17 protein-coding genes are annotated in these 17,025 nt (G+C 57.9%); 4 read left to right on the forward strand and 13 right to left on the reverse strand.

Annotation, left to right across the window (positions count from 1 at the left end):
• Positions 1–11 precede the first annotated feature (11 nt).
• A complete protein-coding gene (gene yceD / locus FS690_RS04695) occupies positions 12–533 on the reverse strand; it encodes a 23S rRNA accumulation protein YceD (protein WP_039383829.1) in 522 nt (173 codons plus the stop codon).
• A 140-nt stretch (positions 534–673) separates the two neighbouring features.
• On the opposite strand from yceD, the gene FS690_RS04700 reads away from it, so the two are divergent.
• Positions 674–1,258, forward strand: coding sequence for a nucleoside triphosphate pyrophosphatase (locus tag FS690_RS04700; protein WP_039383826.1), 585 nt, complete (start codon positions 674–676; stop codon positions 1,256–1,258).
• 11 nt (positions 1,259–1,269) lie between these two features.
• On the opposite strand, the gene rluC is transcribed toward FS690_RS04700, so the two are convergent.
• Positions 1,270–2,226, reverse strand: coding sequence for a 23S rRNA pseudouridine(955/2504/2580) synthase RluC (gene rluC, locus FS690_RS04705; protein WP_104084769.1), 957 nt, complete (start codon positions 2,224–2,226; stop codon positions 1,270–1,272).
• A gap of 299 nt (positions 2,227–2,525) precedes the next feature.
• Between rluC and FS690_RS04710 the strand changes: the two genes are divergently transcribed.
• Both FS690_RS04710 and rne read left to right on the forward strand, forming a co-directional pair.
• The gene (locus FS690_RS04710) at positions 2,526–2,735 is read left to right on the forward strand and encodes a hypothetical protein (RefSeq protein WP_139074200.1); all 210 of its coding nucleotides are present in this window, start codon (positions 2,526–2,528) and stop codon (positions 2,733–2,735) included.
• A gap of 64 nt (positions 2,736–2,799) precedes the next feature.
• Positions 2,800–6,141: a ribonuclease E gene (gene rne, locus FS690_RS04715; protein WP_145339141.1), complete on the forward strand. Its 3,342-nt coding sequence runs from the start codon at positions 2,800–2,802 to the stop codon at positions 6,139–6,141.
• Positions 6,142–6,302: 161 nt separating this feature from the next.
• On the opposite strand, the gene flgL is transcribed toward rne, so the two are convergent.
• The 11 genes from flgL to flgB all read right to left on the reverse strand — a co-directional run bounded on the left by flgL (position 6,303) and on the right by flgB (position 16,187).
• Entirely contained in the window at positions 6,303–7,265 is a 963-nt protein-coding gene (gene flgL, locus FS690_RS04720) for a flagellar hook-associated protein FlgL (protein WP_039383815.1), read from the reverse strand.
• A gap of 17 nt (positions 7,266–7,282) precedes the next feature.
• The gene (gene flgK / locus FS690_RS04725; RefSeq protein WP_104084767.1) at positions 7,283–8,917 is read right to left on the reverse strand and encodes a flagellar hook-associated protein FlgK; all 1,635 of its coding nucleotides are present in this window, start codon (positions 8,915–8,917) and stop codon (positions 7,283–7,285) included.
• Positions 8,918–9,037: 120 nt separating this feature from the next.
• Positions 9,038–9,985, reverse strand: coding sequence for a flagellar assembly peptidoglycan hydrolase FlgJ (gene flgJ, locus FS690_RS04730; RefSeq protein ID WP_071668730.1), 948 nt, complete (start codon positions 9,983–9,985; stop codon positions 9,038–9,040).
• Complete coding sequence (locus tag FS690_RS04735; RefSeq protein ID WP_233207422.1) at positions 9,985–11,034, reverse strand: flagellar basal body P-ring protein FlgI; 1,050 nt, start codon at positions 11,032–11,034, stop codon at positions 9,985–9,987. Before FS690_RS04735 ends, flgJ begins: the two co-directional genes overlap by 1 nt.
• Before the next feature lie 69 nt (positions 11,035–11,103).
• Positions 11,104–11,814 (reverse strand): flagellar basal body L-ring protein FlgH, encoded by a 711-nt coding sequence (locus tag FS690_RS04740; RefSeq protein WP_039383804.1) that lies wholly within the window; start codon positions 11,812–11,814, stop codon positions 11,104–11,106.
• A gap of 61 nt (positions 11,815–11,875) precedes the next feature.
• Positions 11,876–12,658 carry a flagellar basal-body rod protein FlgG gene (flgG, locus tag FS690_RS04745; protein ID WP_039383803.1) on the reverse strand — a complete coding sequence of 261 codons (783 nt, stop codon included), beginning with the start codon at positions 12,656–12,658 and terminating at the stop codon, positions 11,876–11,878.
• Positions 12,659–12,675: 17 nt separating this feature from the next.
• On the reverse strand, positions 12,676–13,434 hold the full coding sequence (locus FS690_RS04750; RefSeq protein WP_039383802.1) for a flagellar basal body rod protein FlgF: 759 nt from the start codon (positions 13,432–13,434) through the stop codon (positions 12,676–12,678).
• Positions 13,435–13,454: 20 nt separating this feature from the next.
• Positions 13,455–14,657 (reverse strand): flagellar hook protein FlgE, encoded by a 1,203-nt coding sequence (flgE, locus tag FS690_RS04755; protein WP_039383799.1) that lies wholly within the window; start codon positions 14,655–14,657, stop codon positions 13,455–13,457.
• 25 nt (positions 14,658–14,682) lie between these two features.
• Positions 14,683–15,354 carry a flagellar hook assembly protein FlgD gene (flgD, locus tag FS690_RS04760; RefSeq protein WP_071668728.1) on the reverse strand — a complete coding sequence of 224 codons (672 nt, stop codon included), beginning with the start codon at positions 15,352–15,354 and terminating at the stop codon, positions 14,683–14,685.
• Positions 15,355–15,366: 12 nt separating this feature from the next.
• Positions 15,367–15,771, reverse strand: coding sequence for a flagellar basal body rod protein FlgC (flgC, locus tag FS690_RS04765; protein ID WP_039383794.1), 405 nt, complete (start codon positions 15,769–15,771; stop codon positions 15,367–15,369).
• A gap of 2 nt (positions 15,772–15,773) precedes the next feature.
• Positions 15,774–16,187, reverse strand: a complete 414-nt coding sequence (flgB, locus tag FS690_RS04770) for a flagellar basal body rod protein FlgB (RefSeq protein ID WP_039383791.1) — start codon at positions 16,185–16,187, stop codon at positions 15,774–15,776.
• 152 nt (positions 16,188–16,339) lie between these two features.
• Here flgB and flgA point away from each other — a divergent pair, with 152 nt between their 5' ends.
• Positions 16,340–16,999 carry a flagellar basal body P-ring formation chaperone FlgA gene (gene flgA / locus FS690_RS04775; protein ID WP_145339142.1) on the forward strand — a complete coding sequence of 220 codons (660 nt, stop codon included), beginning with the start codon at positions 16,340–16,342 and terminating at the stop codon, positions 16,997–16,999.
• Positions 17,000–17,025 lie beyond the last annotated feature (26 nt).

Consider the following 17,025-nt stretch of genomic DNA (forward strand, 5'->3'; position numbering starts at 1 on the left):
CCTTACTCCTATTACTTACGCTTTAAACTGGCTAATACGGCAAATGGATTTGGTTTTTCTGCCTCTTCAGGCAGCTTACCAAAGACCATGTCCGCGTCGGACACTTCACAGTGTTCAGAATCATGCACCGGAACCACCGGCAGTGCGAGGATGAGCTCATCTTCTATCACTGCCAGCAGGTCGATCTCACCAAAATCGTTGACATCAACCGGCTCGTAGGCTTCCGGTAGTGCCTCAGCCTGGTCGTCAGAAGAGACCGGACTAAAGCAATAGCTTACGTGTACAGCTTGCGGAAATGGCTGGTTGCAGCGTTGACACATTAACGTCACCTGCACATCCGCCGTTCCTTGCAGAACCGCGAGGCGCTGGTTGTCAACCGCAAACGACATGGTACATTCCACATCACTGTCCACACTCACGACCGTTTCGGCCAGACGCGCCACCAATTCAGGTGCATAAACACCATGATAATCCAGGCGTTTTTGCGCGGCGCGGACCGGATCGAGCGTCAGGGGTAATTTTACCTTTTGCATAGGGCGCGCATATTAACTTTGTAACGTCTTAGAGTCAAAGAAAAAGGCCGTTTTACGGCATCTTTCACCTGCTATTCGCATCCAGTGCGGCGCATAGTTTAAAATGCCCGTCATGTTTACGCTATCTATTCTGTAAAAAAATGATGATGCCACTGGTTTTAGCCTCAACCTCCCCGTTTCGTCAGGCGCTGCTCAGCAAGCTTGGCGTACCGTTTGTGACTGCTGCGCCTGACTGCGATGAGACTCCGCAGCCCGAAGAGAGTGCGCCTGAACTGGTGCAGCGCCTGGCGCTGGCCAAAGCGCAGGCGCTGGCTGCGCAGTTTCCGGATCGCTGGATTATCGGCTCCGACCAGGTGTGCGTACTGGAGGGCGCTATCGCCGGCAAGCCGCACACCCGCGAAAACGCCTGCCGCCAGCTGGCTCAGGCGAGCGGAAAAGCGATTGTGTTTTATACCGGGCTGGCGCTGCTGCAGCCCGCCAGCCGGCAGCAGTTTGTGCTGTATGAGCCCTTTACAGTGCACTTCCGCACGCTGAGCAGTCAGGAGATAGCGCGCTACGTTGAGCTGGAGCAGCCGCTGGCGTGCGCCGGCAGCTTTAAAAGCGAAGGACTTGGCATTTGTCTGTTCGACAGACTGGAGGGGCGCGACCCGAATACGCTGGTCGGGCTGCCGCTGATTGCACTTAATCAGCTGCTGATTAAGGCCGGCATCAACCCGCTGGGCTGATGCCGGTATCGTCAGCTTTTTTTCTGCCGCAGTCTGGTCAGGCAGTGTCTGAGTGCCGCATCCAGCGGCGCCTCCATGCGTAATGTTTCGCCGGTGGCAGGATGCGTAAACGTCAGCGCTGCCGCGTGCAGAAACAGGCGCGATAACCCCGTGCCAGCCAGCTGACGATCAAATTCGCGATCGCCATAGCGATCGTCAAAGGCGATCGGATGGCCACCATGCAGGGTATGCACGCGGATCTGATGCGTTCGGCCGGTCACCGGGCTGGCTTTAACCAGCGTCGCCAGCCCAAAACGCTCTTCTACTTTGAACCGGGTTTCTGAAGGCTTGCCTTCTGCGCTGACGCGCACTACCCGCTCTCCGCTCTGCAGAATGTTTTTCAGCAGCGGAGCCTGCACCACTTTCAGATGAGAAGGCCAGTCGCCGCGTACCAGCGCCAGATAATCTTTCTGCATCCCCTTTTCACGCAGCTGCTCATGCAATGAGCGCAGCGCCGAACGCTTCTTAGCCACCAGCAATACGCCTGAGGTGTCGCGATCCAGCCGGTGTACCAGCTCCAGAAAACGCGCCTCCGGACGCAGTGCCCGCAGCCCTTCAATAACCCCAAAGCTCAGGCCGCTGCCGCCGTGTACTGCCGTACCGGACGGCTTATTCAGCACCAGCAGATGATCGTCCTCATACAGAATGGCATCCGCTAACGCCGCGACTTTATCAAGCTTTGGCGACACGGCCTGCTCTTCCCGCTCTGCGACCCGCACCGGTGGTACGCGGACTTCATCGCCATCCTCAAGCTTATATTCAGGCTTCACGCGTTTTTTATTTACCCGCACTTCGCCTTTCCGCAGAATGCGATAAATCATGCTCTTTGGCACCCCTTTGAGCTGGGTGCGCAAAAAGTTGTCTATACGTTGTCCGGCATTTTCAGCCGTGATGGCGACAAAATGTACGCCGGGATTCTCTGTTTTCATGCCGGCGATTCTAAATAGTGTCCCCTGATAGCGCCACCCCTTTTTCTGTGCTTAACTCTCTCTGGTTTCAGGCTTCTGACCGCTCAAAACGGTGGCTTTTTCGGCAAACTGCCGATTAGCCCCGCAAATGAACAGGTTAAGAGCCTACAAACTTCACAGCTCGACAAAAGTCGCCTTGCTATATGCGGGTGAGCAGTGGAATAATGCTGCTGTTTCTGCACCAGAAAGATTCGGGCAGAAAAAGAGCGAAATTAAGGTAATTTGCCGGATAAAACGAGCACGCTGCAATGGCGTAAGACGTGATGCTTTATCAGGCACTTAGCGGGCTGCGGGTTGCGGCCTGGACAACAGACTGGGATGTGTGGATTTTCAAAAATTTTGTATTATTTCCACCTTCAGGCGCTGGTTTTCCTTATGAAAAGCAGGCCACCGACAAGATTTGCGCCCCTTTAGCCGCCGACAACCGTGAGGTTGACGTCAGTGCATGCAGACACGGGGCCATCGGTTGATTCTCGTCCAGGGTAACGATGCCCGCAGCTTTATCACTCATGTGAGAATAACGAGTAAGTCACGATGAAAAGAATGTTAATTAACGCAACTCAGCAGGAGGAGTTGCGCGTTGCCCTTGTTGACGGTCAGCGTCTGTACGATCTGGATATCGAAAGCCCCGGACACGAGCAGAAAAAAGCCAATATCTACAAAGGTAAAATCACCCGCGTTGAACCCAGCCTTGAAGCGGCATTTGTCGATTATGGCGCTGAGCGTCACGGTTTCCTCCCTCTGAAAGAAATTTCCCGCGAATACTTCCCAGCTAACTACAACGCGCACGGCCGTCCTAACATCAAAGATGTGCTGCGTGAAGGCCAGGAAGTGATCGTTCAGATTGATAAAGAAGAGCGCGGTAATAAAGGCGCTGCACTTACTACCTTTATCTCTCTCGCAGGCAGCTACCTGGTTCTGATGCCTAACAACCCGCGCGCCGGAGGCATCTCCCGCCGGATTGAAGGCGATGACCGCACTGAACTGAAAGAGGCACTTTCCGCGCTGGAATTGCCGGAAGGCATGGGCCTGATTGTACGCACCGCAGGCGTGGGAAAATCAGCTGAGTCGCTGCAGTGGGATCTGAGCTTCCGTCTCAAGCACTGGGAAGCGATCAAAAAAGCGGCAGAGAGCCGTCCTGCACCCTTCCTGATCCATCAGGAAAGCAACGTCATTGTGCGCGCTTTCCGCGACTACCTGCGTCAGGACATTGGTGAAATTCTTATCGATAATCCTAAAGTGCTGGAGCTGGCGCGTCAGCATATCGCTGCGCTGGGCCGCCCTGACTTTAGCAGCAAGATCAAACTCTACACCGGTGAAATTCCGCTGTTCAGCCACTACCAGATTGAGTCGCAGATCGAGTCCGCCTTCCAGCGTGAAGTCCGTCTGCCTTCTGGCGGCTCAATTGTTATCGACAGCACCGAAGCGTTAACCGCGATCGATATCAACTCCGCTCGTGCAACCCGCGGCGGCGACATCGAAGAAACGGCCTTCAATACTAACCTTGAAGCAGCCGATGAGATTGCCCGCCAGCTGCGCCTGCGCGACCTCGGTGGCCTGATCGTTATCGACTTTATCGATATGACGCCGGTCCGTCATCAGCGCGCCGTAGAGAACCGGCTGCGCGAAGCGGTACGTCAGGATCGTGCACGCATTCAGATTAGCCATATCTCCCGTTTTGGTCTGCTGGAGATGTCGCGTCAGCGTCTCAGCCCGTCACTGGGTGAGTCGAGCCATCACGTCTGCCCGCGCTGTAGCGGTACGGGTACCATCCGCGATAACGAATCACTGTCACTCTCTATTCTGCGTCTGATTGAAGAAGAAGCGCTGAAAGATAACACCAAAGAAGTACACGCCATTGTGCCGGTGCCGGTTGCCTCCTACCTGCTGAACGAAAAACGTGAAGCGGTGAGTGCGATCGAGAAGCGTCAGGGTGGCGTACGCGCCATTATCGTGCCTAACGATCAAATGGAAACGCCGCACTACTCCGTGCTGCGCGTGCGCAAAGGTGAAGAGACACAAACGCTCTCTTATCATCTGCCGAAGCTGCACGAAGCTGAAATGGCGCTGCCATCAGAAGAGGATCACGCCGAGCGCCGTCGTCCGGAACAGCCTGCACTGGCCGCCTTTGTGATGCCAGATGCCCCGCCTGCACCGGTTGAAGTCACTGCCGAAAAACCTGCAGCGAAAAGCGAGCCAACCGCACAGGCTACAGCGCGTCCTGCGGCTGCGGCTGCCACCGTCAGTACGGGTCTTGTGGGTCGTCTGCTTAACGGTCTGAAAAAGCTGTTTGCAGGTGATACTCCGGCAGCAGCCCCGGCGGAAGCACAGCCTCAGCAGGCGAGTAAGCCGGCAGAAGAAGAGAGCAGCACGCAGCAGCGTGGTGAACGCCGTAACCGTCGCAACAATAATCGTCGCGATCGCACGCCGCGTAATGGCGAGCAGGCTCAGAACCGTGAGCCGCGTGAAGCGCGCGAGCCACGGGAAGCCCGTGAGCCCCGTGAAGCGCGCGAGCCGCGTGAAGCCCGTGAGCCACGTGAAAATCGTGAACCGCGTGACAATCAGGAGAATCGTCGCAACAAGCGTCCGAACGAGCCGCGTGCCGAGCGCCCGGTCCTGACTGAAGAGCAGCAGCAGCAGCGCGATGAACAGCAGCAGCAACGTCGCGAACAGCGTGCCGAGCGTCAGCGTCGTCGTCAGGAAGAGAAGCGTGCTCAGCAGCAGGAAGAGAAAGCCGTTGAGTCCGTTACAACCGAAGAGATCCCTGCAGTTGACGCAGCGGTACAGGAAGAAGAGCGCGTTCAGGTCATGCCACGTCGCAAGCCGCGTCAGCTGACTCAGCGTATCCGCAGTGGCGAGGTTATGGAAGCATCACCAGCCGCAGCGCAGCCAGAGGCAGCAGCGGAGATTGCACCGCCGGTTAACACCGCTGAGCAGCCGGAAATGAGTGATGAGCAGGATGATAACGAGAACCGTGAAGGCGCGAACATGCCACGCCGTTCACGTCGTTCTCCGCGTCATCTGCGCGTCAGTGGTCAGCGCCGCCGTCGCTATCGCGATGAGCGCTATCCGCTGCAGTCGCCGATGCCGCTTGAAGCTGCAGCCGCCTCGCCAGAGATGGCATCAGGTAAAGTCTGGGTTTCCTATCCGGTTACGCAGACGCACGAGCAGTTCACCTCTCAGGCGCCGCTGAACGAAATGACCGAATATGGTTATCAGGATGCAGCAGACGCGCTGCCGGTGGCTGCCGAAGCCGCCTCAGCGGGCGTGCCGCAGCCTGAAACGTCAGAGGTTGTACATCAGGCTGAACCGCAGGCGCACACCGAAGTGCCAGTGGTAAACACCGATGACCTGACGCCCGTTGCCGCGCCGGTTGATCATGAGCCTGCCGTTATCTCTGCCGCCGATGAAGCGGTGGCGCAGGAGACGGCTGCGGAAGCCGAGCCTGCGATCGTAACTGAGAACGTGTCAGAAGAAGCGCCACAGCCTGCTGTGCAGGATGCGGTACAGCCAACTGTGACCGAAGCCGCTGCCGCAGCAGAACAGGCACCGGCGGATGTGACTCCTGCTGTTGAAACGCAGGTTGAAAAGGTGCTGTCAGCGCCAGTCGCGGCGGAAGCCCCTGCTGCGCCAGTGGCTGAACCTCATGCGCCGGTTCCGGCACGCGATGTGTCAGTTGAGCAGTCAGAGTCACGCTTTAAGCTGCACGCCACGGCACCAATGACCCGCGCGCCAGCACCGGCCTGGGAACCAGAGCCGGCACGTCACAGCGACTGGGTACGTCCGCCGTTCAGCTTTGAAGGCCGCGGCTCTGCCGGTGGTCACAGCGCGACGCATCAGGCTACCGCACCGGCAACCCGTCCGGACAGCGTGTAACTCTGCGCGGATAAAAAAACAAAACCCCGGCTGGTCCGGGGTTTTTTATTGCCTGCTGTTTACCGGGAGCGGCCTGAACCGCAGCCAAAAAAAACCCACCGCCCGCGAAGGCGATGGGAAAAACAAGCGCACCCGGTTAAGTACGCTGAATGTCAGGTCAGTTACGAATTAAGCTGGAACAGCGACATCTTTGACATATCGCTAAAGGTTTTATACGACGCCTGCAGGGCTGTCTGCTGCATGGTGTAGCTGGAGATCGCCTGGGTGTAGTCAACCTGTACCAGATCGCTCATCTGCGTGGTCATGATGGTATTGCGATCGTCACCCTGCTGATTGAGCGCACTCACCTCAGCCATCTGGATCCCCACAGCAGAACGTACCGTCAGCACGTTATTCAGTGAGTTGCTCAGCCCGCGGTTGGTTTTATCCATTGCGGCCTGAAACGCCTGCTTTGTGGCGTCGTCCGCGTTATCCTGCGGCGTTTTCAGCGCGGCAATTGCGCTGTCGAGCATGCTGAACAGGCTGGTCTCGCTGGTGCCGTTATCGGGCTCTGGCTTTGCATTGCTGGTGATCGCCATAAACACGGACTTACCGGTGCTGCCCACCTGCATGGTGCGGCTTTCATCAACTTTCTGCGTAATCGGCTCATCCCCGCCCACATAGGCCACGCCGGTGCTGCTATCGCTAAACGGCGGCGCATCGGTCTTATAGCCGGCAAAAATATAGCGCCCGTTACCATCCTGACTGTTTGCCTGGTTCAGCAACTGCGCGCGCAGCCCTTCCAGCTGCGTAGCCAGGGAGCCACGATCTTCATCACTCAGGGTGCCGGTGGAGGCATTTACGATGGTGGTCTGCGCATCCTGTATGGTACTGACCACGCTGGAGAGCGCATTCTCTTCCATCGAGAGGCTCTGATTAGCAAAACTGCGTGCCGTGGCATACTGGCTGCTTTTTACCTGCGACTGTGACAGCACCACCGCGCGTGAGGCTGCGATAGGATCGTCAGAGGGATTACTGACCCGCAGCCCGGTTGCCAGCTGCTGGCCTACCTTCAGCCAGGAGGATTGCGAGTCGGTGATCCCGCGCACCTGCTGGTCAAAAATCATACTTGAGCTAAGACGCACTTTCTTCTCTCCTCTGCTTAGCTGCGAATGCCCATCAGCGCATTAAACACCGCGCTGGCGGTCTGCAATACCTGCGCATTCGCCATATAAAACTGCTGATACTTCGTCAGGTTGGCGTACTCTTCATCAAGGTTAACGCCGGAGACGGACTGCTGCCGGTTGTTCAGCTGCGTGACCACGTTTTTCTGCGTGGTGCTGGCGGTTTCCAGCGAGTTGGTTTTATTACCTACGCTGCTGACAAGGCTGGCATAAGCCTGCGCAATCGTTGCATTTCCGTTAACCAGCTTGCTGTCCTGCAGATCGAGCAGCTTCTGTGCGTTGCGGTTGTCGCTTTCGCCGCTGCCTTTCGCTGCTGCTGCTGCGATCTCTGACTCGCTGGTGATGGCAACCGACATGCCGCCAATCACGTTCTGTACCGGCTTAACCAGAAAACTGTCACCGCTCTTCGCGCTGCCGCTGACCGTCAGCTGCAGACCATCAAAATTCAGCGTGCCGTCGGCCGCCGGCGCTACGTCAAAACGCACGTTATCGGCAGCACGGGTAACGGACCAGGTGCCGCTCTCATAGCTAACGGTATAGTTGGACGCTTTCAGGGCGCTGGCGTCACTCCAGCTGGCGCTGACCGATGCCGTTGAGGTGTTTTTCAGGTTGCTGACCACATCCGGACTGCCGATAGTAAAGAACGCTTTTCCTGCGTTGCCTTCGCTGTCAAAACCGCCCTGATGCACGTCGTTAAATGCGGTGGTAAACGCTGCGGCCAGCTGGCCCAGCTGGTTCTGGGCGCCGTCCAGATCCTGCGTACGAAACGCCAGCAATCCACCCAGCGAGCCGGTGGTCAGCGTTTTTTCCGGGATCGCTACGTTACCGGCCTGTTTGTCGCTGTAGCCAACGGTAAGGCGCGTAGAGTCGGCGCCCGAAGGCATCGCCACCAGGCTGGTCGCATTACGACCGTTAACCAGGGTGATATTGCCTGCTGAGACGATATAGCTGCCATCCTGCTGCGCAACTTTCACGCCCACCACGTTGTTCAGACTATTGACCAGCTGATCGCGCTGATCCAGCAGATCGTTAGGCGCAGCGCCACCGCCGGTGGTGAGCTTTGCAATCTGCGTATTGAGGTCGGCAATCTGGCGTGTAAAGGTATTGACCTGATCGACGCTGGCAGCGATATCGGTATTCACGCTGGTCTGCATGTTATTAAGGTATTGCGCCGTGGTCTGGAACTGATTAACCAGCCCCTGGGCATAACTCAGCATCGACTGACGCGCTGACGGATCGTTGGCGTTACTGACCACGTTCTGTACGTTGGTAAAAAAGCTCTGAATCGATGTTGAGAGGCTGGTGGTAGACGTAGAGAGCAGATCGTCGATATTGGAGATCTGATTATGCTGGGTATTGACCGCGCTGTAGCTGGCGCTGGAGCCACGCAGCTGCGTCGTGATGAACTCATCATACTCACGCTGTACGCCGCTGACATTCACGCCGTTGCCATAATAGCTGTTGCCCTGCAGCGTGCTGTTAGCCTGCGACAGCAGAATAGTCTGCCGCGAGTAGCCCGCCACGGTATAGTTACTGATGTTGTTACTGGTGGTGCTTAATGCGGCCTGTGCGGCGCTCAGCCCGCTCATTGCGGAGTTAATTATACTGGACATCTCGGTTCCTTTCTTTCCCGTTAACCGGGCTGGCAGTCATCAGTGCAGTTGTGCGGACGGCAGGCGCCCGCAACATATGAAGGTTATCGGCGTGCTTAAGGGAAACTTGAGGCTAAGACGTCAGAACAGATCGGTGATATCCTGGCCGTAAGCTTTTACGACTTTTTCGCCCATGTTTTTGAATTGCTGAATCATTCCCACCAGTTTTTGCGCATATTTCGGATCGGTAGCGTAACCCGCCGCCTGCAGCGCGCGCGCGCCCTGTTCAGCACTCGGCGCGCTGGTGACCGCCGCATAGCGCGGATTTTTCGACAGCAGGCGCACATAGTCGGTCAGCGCCTCCAGGTAGGAGCCATAGACGCGGAAGCTGGCGCGCACTTTCTTCGCCTCACCCGCCTCATACTCGGTGGTCATGATATCCGTGGTTTCGCCTTTCCAGTCGCCGCTCGCCTTGATACCAAACACGTTATAGCTCGGCTTGCCGTCGCGGGTCAGGATCTGACGTTGACCCCAGCCCGACTCCAGCGCCGCCTGCGCCAGAATCAGGTGGTGCGGTATACCGCTCTGCTGGCTGGCGAGTTTCGCCGGCTGCGCCAGCTGGGCGATAAACTCACTGCTGTCAGAAGGCAGGTTCGCAGGCGTTACCGGCAGACGCGGTACCGCTTTGCGCACAATCTGTTCCAGCTGCATTGGCACGCTGTTGCTGCTGCTGTAGATAAAGCTGTTATCCAGCTTCATCGGCAGCGTGCCGGCCCGCTCATCCGGTGCCTGCGCGGGCTGCATCTGTTTGACAATCGTGTCAGCCAGACCCAGTCCGCGTTTGCCTATATCCTGCGCAATCTGCTGATCGTAGAGCGAGGTGTAGAGTCGCGTCTGGTCGTTGCTCAGCGCGCCATCCTGCGGCAGCGCGTCGCGCATGCTTTTCAGCATCATCTGCACAAACATGCCCTCTACCTGTTTCGCCACCTGCAGCGCTTTTCCTTTGGGATCGGCAGCGGCCTGGCGTTTCAGCTCGTTCAGCGAGCGGCTGTCATACGCCGCATTGTTCAGCGATTGCATATCGGTCATCAGATGATTTCCAGCTTCGCGCGCAGACAGCCTGCGCTCTCCATCGATTGCAGAATCGACATCAGCTCTATCGGCGTTGCACCCAGCGCATTCAGGGCACGCACCACATTGTTCAGATTTGCGCTGGCGTTGACGCGCTGCAGTGCGCCACCGCTCTGCCGCAGATCGATCTGCGTCTGCGTTGTCGCCACCGTCTGCCCGCCGGCCAGCGGCGTATCAGGCTGACTGACGTTCTGCTGCTGATTCACCGTCACCGACAGATTCCCCTGCGCCACTGCACAGGTGTTCAGCGTAACCTCGCGGTTCATCACCACCGTGCCGGTGCGTGAGTTGACGATCACTTTGGCATCTTCCAGCGGCACAGAGACATCGATGTTCTGGATCTCCGCCAGCGCCCGCACCTGAGAGCTGTTGTTGGGTGAGACGCGGATCTGCACGGTGCGTGCATCCAGCGGCAGTGCCGACCCGACGCCGCGGCTGTTGATGGCATCCGCAATGCGCTGCGCCATGGTGAAATCTTCATTATTCAGCTGCAGGTTAATGGTGTTCTGGCTGCCAAAGTTGCTCTGCAGCTCGCGTTCAACGGTGGCACCGCCGGTAATACGGCCGCCGTTAAGCTGGTTAACCTGTACGCTGCTGCCGCCGGCCGACGCGCCCGCGCCGCCAACCAGAATATTTCCCTGCGCCAGCGCATACACCTGATTATCCACCCCTTTCATCGGCGTCATCAGCAGCGTACCGCCGCGCAGGCTTTTGGCGTTACCCAGCGAAGAGACCACGACGTCCAGCGTCTGTCCCTGACGGGCAAACGAAGGCAGCTTCGCTGTCACCATTACTGCCGCCACGTTTTTCAGCTGCATATTGGTGCCAGCCGGCACGGTGATCCCCAGCTGGGAGAGCATGTTGCTGACCGTCTGGGTGGTGAACGGTGTCTGGGTGGTCTGATCTCCGGTACCGTCCAGTCCTACCACCAGCCCATAGCCAATCAGCTGGTTTTCACGTACGCCCTGAATGCTGGTCAAATCGCGAATACGATCTGCCTGCGCCATCAGACTGCTGACAGCGAGCAGTAAACCGAGGCCCGCGCGCAGCAAAATACTTTTTTTCATCATGACCTCTTACATCGGCGAGATGTTCAGGAAGAAGCGCTGGAACCAGCCCATAGTCTGCGCCTCATTGATATAACCGTTACCTACGTACTCAATGCGCGCATCGGCCACCTGAGTAGAGAGTACGGCGTTGCTGGCACTGATGGTGCGCGGATTGACCACGCCAGAGAAACGAATAAATTCGGTGCCCTGATTAATCTCAATCTGTTTCTCACCCACGACGCGCAGGTTGCCGTTAGAGAGCACCTGATTCACGGTCACGGTGATGGTACCGGTAAAGGTGTTGTTGGCGGTGGCGCCCCCTTTACCTGCAAAATCATTTTTGCCGCCGGCGCTCAGTGCGGCTTTCTCACCGCCTGCGCCCAGCAGGCCTTCCAGCCCGGTCGGCACGCCGGTTACGCCAAAGCTGTTGCTGCCATTGCGGTTAGCGCTGGCGGAGGAGCTTTTGCTCGCGCTGACGTTCTCCTGCAGCGTGATGGTCAGCGTGTCACCAATATTGCGTGGACGACGATCCTCAAACAGCGGCTGGTAGCCGTAGTTCAGCGGCGCAACGCCCTGAAAAATAGAGCCGTTCACCACCGGTGGCGCAGACGGCGTAGGTTCTGCCGTGGTTACCCCTTGTACCAGTGGCGTGCGCGGCACCAGCGCACAACCGTTGAGCGTCAGTAGCAGCGTCGCTACTAACCAATGACCAGGCTTGAGAATCGCTTGCTTCGCCACGGAGTTCTGACCTTCTGTATGTTCTTAATCGGGCCAGCGGAGTGGCCCAACGATCCCGGCGTTAAAGCTGGGTGAGTTTCTGCAGCATCTGATCGGAGGTACTGATCGCCTTGCTGTTAATTTCATACGCGCGCTGCGTCTGGATCATGGTCACCAGCTCTTCCGCCACGTTGACGTTTGAGGTTTCCACATATCCCTGATAGAGCAGGCCTGCGCCGTTCTGACCAGGCGTGCTCTCAGTAGGCGCGCCGGACGCCTGCGTCTCCTGATAGAGGTTCTCGCCGACGCTGTCGAGACCGGCATCGTTCATAAAGGTGCTCAGCGTGAGCTGGCCCACCTGTGCGGGCTGCGCCTGCCCCTGCTGCGTCACCGTAACCACACCGTCGCGGGCAATCGTGATGCTGGTGGCGTTTGCCGGGATCGTGATACCCGGCTGTACCGGGAACCCGGCGTTGGTCACCAGCTGACCATTCTGATCCACCTGGAAAGAGCCATCACGCGTATAGGCAGAGGTGCCATCCGGCATCTGCACCTGAAAATAACCCTGTCCGTTTACCGCCACATCTTTTGAGTTGCTGGTCTGCGACAGGTTGCCCTGGTTATGCAGACGCTCAGTGGTAACCGGGCGTACACCGGTACCGATCTGCAGACCAGACGGCAGCGTAGTCTGCTCAGAGGATTGCGCACCAGGCTGACGCAGCGTCTGATACATCAGATCTTCGAAGACCGCGCGCGAACGCTTAAAGCCGTTGGTGCTGACGTTTGCCAGGTTGTTGGCAATGACGTCCATATTGGTTTGCTGTGCGTCAAGACCGGTTTTCGCGATCCATAAAGAACGAATCATTCTGTTTTCCTTACGCCTTAGCTGCTCATATTGAGCAGCTGATTAGCGCGCTGTTCGTTTTCATCAACGTTTGAGATCACTTTCATCTGCATCTCAAACCGTCGGGCGTTGGCGATCATATCGACCATGGTTTCAACCGGCTTGACGTTGCTGCCTTCCAGCACGCCCGGCATCACCTGCACCGTCGCGTCGTTAGCCAGCGCAGCACCGCGCTGCGCCTGGGTCGCCGCGCTGGGGCGAAACATGCCGTCGTCACCGCGCGTCAGCTCCTGCCCGGTGGCGCGCACCAGCTTGAGCCGGCCGAGCTGAACCGTGGCGTTAGGCGCATCGCCCGCATTGAGTGCGGTGATCGAGCCATCTGCCGCGATGGTGAGCTGGGCACCCTGCGGCACCGCAATCGGTCCGCCGTCACCCATGACGGGATTGCCCTGAATGGTCAGCTGACCGGTGGGACTGATCTGCATATTCCCGTTACGGGTATAGGCTTCACTGCCATCCGCGGTGCGTACGGCCAGCCAGCCATCCTGCTGTACCGCTACATCCAGCGGACGCTCGGTGTAGTCGAGCGAACCCTGCGTCATATCGGCACCCGGCGTTGAGGCGGCTACCAGCGTGCGCGTTGGCAGAGACCAGCCGCTGACCGGCACCGCGCGCAGCGCATTCAGCTGCGCCCGGAAGCCCGGTGTCGAAGCATTGGCGAGGTTGCTGGCGGTAACAGACTGCTGCTCCATCGTCTGACTGGCCGCGCCCATCGCGGTATATATTGCGTGATCCATAAAGCAATCCCGTTAGCGTATTAACGAAGGTTAACCAGGGTGTTAAGGATCTGATCCTGGGTTTTAATGGTCTGGCTATTCGCCTGGTAGTTACGCTGTGCCACGATCATATTCACCAGCTCTTTACTCAGATCGACGTTGGAGGCTTCCAGCGCACCAGAGGTCAGGCTGCCGTAGGTGCCGGTACCGGCCAGACCGATAGCCGCCTGCCCGGATGAGCTGGAGGCGGACCAGACGTTATCCCCTTCTGACTTCAGCCCTTCCGGGTTAGAGAAGCTCGCCAGCACGATCTGACCCAGCAGCTGGGTTTTACGGTTGGAGTAAGTCCCGCTGATGGTGCCGTCATCGTTAATGGTGTAGCCGGTGAGGTCGCCAGGCGCATAGCCATCCTGCGTCGGGTTACCAAAGTTAGTCGCGCCGGTGTTCTGCTGCAGGCTGCCCAGCACGCTCAGTGCAATCGGCTGGCCCGCTGCGGCGCCGTTAGAGCCGTCAATGGTCAGGCCGATGGTGTTAGCGGAGGTCAGCTTGCCGCTGGTGTCAAAGGTCATCGTAAAGTTACCGGCGGTTTTACCGGTGGTAGAGTCGATCGCGTGCACCGCCCAGGTATTATCCGCGCTCTTGGCGTAGTAGAGATCCAGCGCGTGATCGTTACCCTGCGAGTCATACACGGTCACGGTGCTTTTCGCGTTATAGCTGTCCACTTTGCTGGTATCAAACGGCGTGACGGTCGGGATCGCATCGGTTGAGTTCAGGTTAGACACCAGCGTCGCGCTGCTGGTGGCGCGCGCTGACATCTGCGTGGTGGGAATGCTCAGCGCAATCGGGTTCGCACCGTTCTGGATGGTTGGCGGGGTGCCGTTTGCCGGATAGCCAGTCACTTTCATCCCCTGGGTGTTCACCAGGTTACGGTTCTCATCCAGCGTAAACTGACCGTTGCGTGAATAGAACACGCCGCCGCTGGCGTCGGTCATACGGAAGAAGCCGTTACCGCTCAGCGCCACATCCAGCCCGCGGCTGGTTGAGGTGGTGGTGCCGTCATTGAAGTTCTGGATCACCGCCGCCACTTTGGTTCCCATACCGACGTTAGAGCCTGCGAACATATCGGCAAAGGCGATGGTGCTCGACTTAAAGCCCGCCGTGGCGGAGTTGGCGATGTTGTTACCAATGACATCAAGGTTGCTGGAAGCAGCACCCAGGCCGCTCACCGCTTGTGAAAAAGACATGTAATCTCTCCTGCTAAGGGGTTAGTCAGAGAATCTGACGAATTTCATCGAGGGTCGCGGAGCCCATGGTGCCGAGATCCAGTTTCGCGGTGTTGTTCACGGTGCTGACGCCATTGACATAGGCGTAGTTCAGCGGCTGTGCCACCAGCTGTGTGCTGCCATTGCTGGCGGCGAGTGCTACAGAATATTTGCCATCCGGCGCGACGCTGCCGTCATCGAGCTTGCCATCCCAGGAGAAGGTGTGTACCCCTGCGGTCAGGCCGCCCAGATCGATGTTACGCACCACGTTGCCGTTGGCATCTTTGATGGTCACGCCGGTGCCGGTTGACGCCGTGCCCAGCTCCACACCAAACGGCGTCGTGGTGCCTTTACCGACCAGCACCTGATCGCCTTTGACCATCACGCCATGCCCAATCAGCGTTGAGCTCTGCAGTGACTGGCTGGTGCTGATCTGGCCAGAAATCGATCCCAGCGTGGTGTTCAGCTTCTCAATCCCGCTCAGGGTGTTGATCTGCGCCAGCTGCGTGGTGAGCTGGCTGTTATCCATCGGATTGGTCGGATCCTGGTTCTGCATCTGCGTCACCAGCATGTTCAGAAACTGGTTCTGCAGCTCCTGTGCGCTGTTACCGGTGCCGGCCGAGCCGGAACTCAGGATCGTCGGGTCGAGATTGTCTTTAATGCCTACGGTTAAGCTCATCGTATCTCTCCGTTACTGCCCGATGGTGAGCGTTTTCATCATCATCGACTTCACTGTGTTCAGGACTTCGACGTTGGCCTGATAGCTGCGCGACGCAGACATGGTGTTGACCGTTTCAGCCACCACATCCACATTGGGCATTTTGACGTAGCCTTTCTGATCGGCCATCGGATTGCCCGGGTCATAGACCAGTTTTGCGGGCGTGGGATCGTTGACCACGCCCGCCACTTTAACGCCGCCGGTGGCCGCGCCCTGGGCGGCATTGGTCTGGAAAATCACCTGCTTCGCCACGTAAGGCTGTCCATCCGGTCCGGTTACGCTGTCGGCGTTGGCCAGGTTACTGGCGCTGACGTTAAGCCGCTGCGACTGCGCGGTCATCGCCGAGCCGGCGATATCAAATATATTCAGCAATGCCATGCTTATTGCCCCTGCAGTACGCTCATCATGCCTTTAATCTGGCTGCTGATGAGGGTGAGATCGGTTTGATACTTCAGGCTGTTATCGGCGAACTGCGTACGCTCGCGATCCATATCGACCGTGTTGCCATCTGCAGCGGGCTGGTCGGGAATGCGATACAGCAGATCCATCGCGGGCTGCGCCTGCGTTTGTGCTTCAATATGGCGCGATGAGGTCACATTCAGCGCCAGACCGCTGCCCTGCGCGCGGCCGTTCTGCATCACTTTGTTCAGCTGGCTGGCAAAGTCGATATCGCGCGCCTGATACCCGGGGGTATCCGCATTAGCAATATTTGACGCCAGAATCTCCTGACGCTGTGCACGCAGGTTTAACGCTTCGGTACCGAATCGCAGTGCGGCATCGAGTTTGTCGAGCATGCTTCCTCCGCGAATGAAAATTTTGAGCTGACAGCTTAATCGGGGGATTGCAAGGGCGATCGTCTGAATAACAGCAAAAACCACGGCTATTTTTACCCTTGATTTTTTTTTGCAGCGGGTAGACTCATCAGCAACTTTCAGTGGGAGGCGTTATGCGCAGAGCATCACAAGGGCTGTTTCTGGCGGTACTGCTGCTGGCGCTGCCAGGCTATGCGGCCGATCTGAACGCGCAGCTGACATCCTATTTTAAAGCGCGCGATCCGCAGCACGCCGCTGGCATGGTGGTTATTGTTCGTACCCCATCCGCACAGTGGCCCGCCTGTGAGACTCCGCAGCTGCAGCTGCCCGGTAACAGCCGTCAGTGGGGTAATCTGAGCATTGCCGCCAACTGCGGACAAAATCGCCGCTATCTGCAGGTGCAGGTGCAGGTGACCGGTGACTATCTGGTCGCGAATCACCAGCTCACGCGCGGCACTGCCGTCAGCGCGGCTGATTTCAGAACGGAAACGGGCCGGCTCGATACGCTGCCGGCTCGCGCGCTGGTTGACGGCACGCATCTCGCAGAGGCGATTGCCCTGCGGGATATACCGCCCGGGCAGCCGGTTACCGCCTCAATGCTGCGCCAGCCGTGGCGGGTTAAAACCGGTCAGTCGGTGATGGTCACGGCGAGCGGCGACGGCTTTAATGCCAGCAGCGAAGGCCGCGCGCTGAGCAATGCCGGCGTCGCGCAGACGGTGCGGGTACGTATGGGAAATGGTCAGGTGGTAAGCGGTCGCGTCGGCGAGGATGGGAATATTCTGATATCACTCTAAAGCGCTAAAGAACAGAGGTGTTCAGC

The organism is Pantoea sp. PSNIH1, assembly GCF_007680655.1.
In the GTDB taxonomy this organism is placed as follows: domain Bacteria; phylum Pseudomonadota; class Gammaproteobacteria; order Enterobacterales; family Enterobacteriaceae; genus Pantoea; species Pantoea eucrina.

What these genes read in the sequence shown, in the direction of transcription:
- flgK (WP_104084767.1), bottom strand. Translation starts at nt 8,917, where the DNA reads ATGTCCAGTATAATTAACTCCGCAATGAGCGGGCTGAGCGCCGCACAG.
- flgE (WP_039383799.1), bottom strand. Translation starts at nt 14,657, where the DNA reads ATGTCTTTTTCACAAGCGGTGAGCGGCCTGGGTGCTGCTTCCAGCAAC.
- flgD (WP_071668728.1), bottom strand. Translation starts at nt 15,354, where the DNA reads ATGAGCTTAACCGTAGGCATTAAAGACAATCTCGACCCGACGATCCTG.
- rluC (WP_104084769.1), bottom strand. Translation starts at nt 2,226, where the DNA reads ATGAAAACAGAGAATCCCGGCGTACATTTTGTCGCCATCACGGCTGAA.
- FS690_RS04700 (WP_039383826.1), top strand. Translation starts at nt 674, where the DNA reads ATGATGATGCCACTGGTTTTAGCCTCAACCTCCCCGTTTCGTCAGGCG.
- flgA (WP_145339142.1), top strand. Translation starts at nt 16,340, where the DNA reads ATGCGCAGAGCATCACAAGGGCTGTTTCTGGCGGTACTGCTGCTGGCG.
- yceD (WP_039383829.1), bottom strand. Translation starts at nt 533, where the DNA reads ATGCAAAAGGTAAAATTACCCCTGACGCTCGATCCGGTCCGCGCCGCG.
- flgG (WP_039383803.1), bottom strand. Translation starts at nt 12,658, where the DNA reads ATGATTCGTTCTTTATGGATCGCGAAAACCGGTCTTGACGCACAGCAA.
- FS690_RS04750 (WP_039383802.1), bottom strand. Translation starts at nt 13,434, where the DNA reads ATGGATCACGCAATATATACCGCGATGGGCGCGGCCAGTCAGACGATG.
- flgJ (WP_071668730.1), bottom strand. Translation starts at nt 9,985, where the DNA reads ATGACCGATATGCAATCGCTGAACAATGCGGCGTATGACAGCCGCTCG.
- FS690_RS04735 (WP_233207422.1), bottom strand. Translation starts at nt 11,034, where the DNA reads ATGGCGCAGGCAGATCGTATTCGCGATTTGACCAGCATTCAGGGCGTA.
- flgC (WP_039383794.1), bottom strand. Translation starts at nt 15,771, where the DNA reads ATGGCATTGCTGAATATATTTGATATCGCCGGCTCGGCGATGACCGCG.
- flgB (WP_039383791.1), bottom strand. Translation starts at nt 16,187, where the DNA reads ATGCTCGACAAACTCGATGCCGCACTGCGATTCGGTACCGAAGCGTTA.
- rne (WP_145339141.1), top strand. Translation starts at nt 2,800, where the DNA reads ATGAAAAGAATGTTAATTAACGCAACTCAGCAGGAGGAGTTGCGCGTT.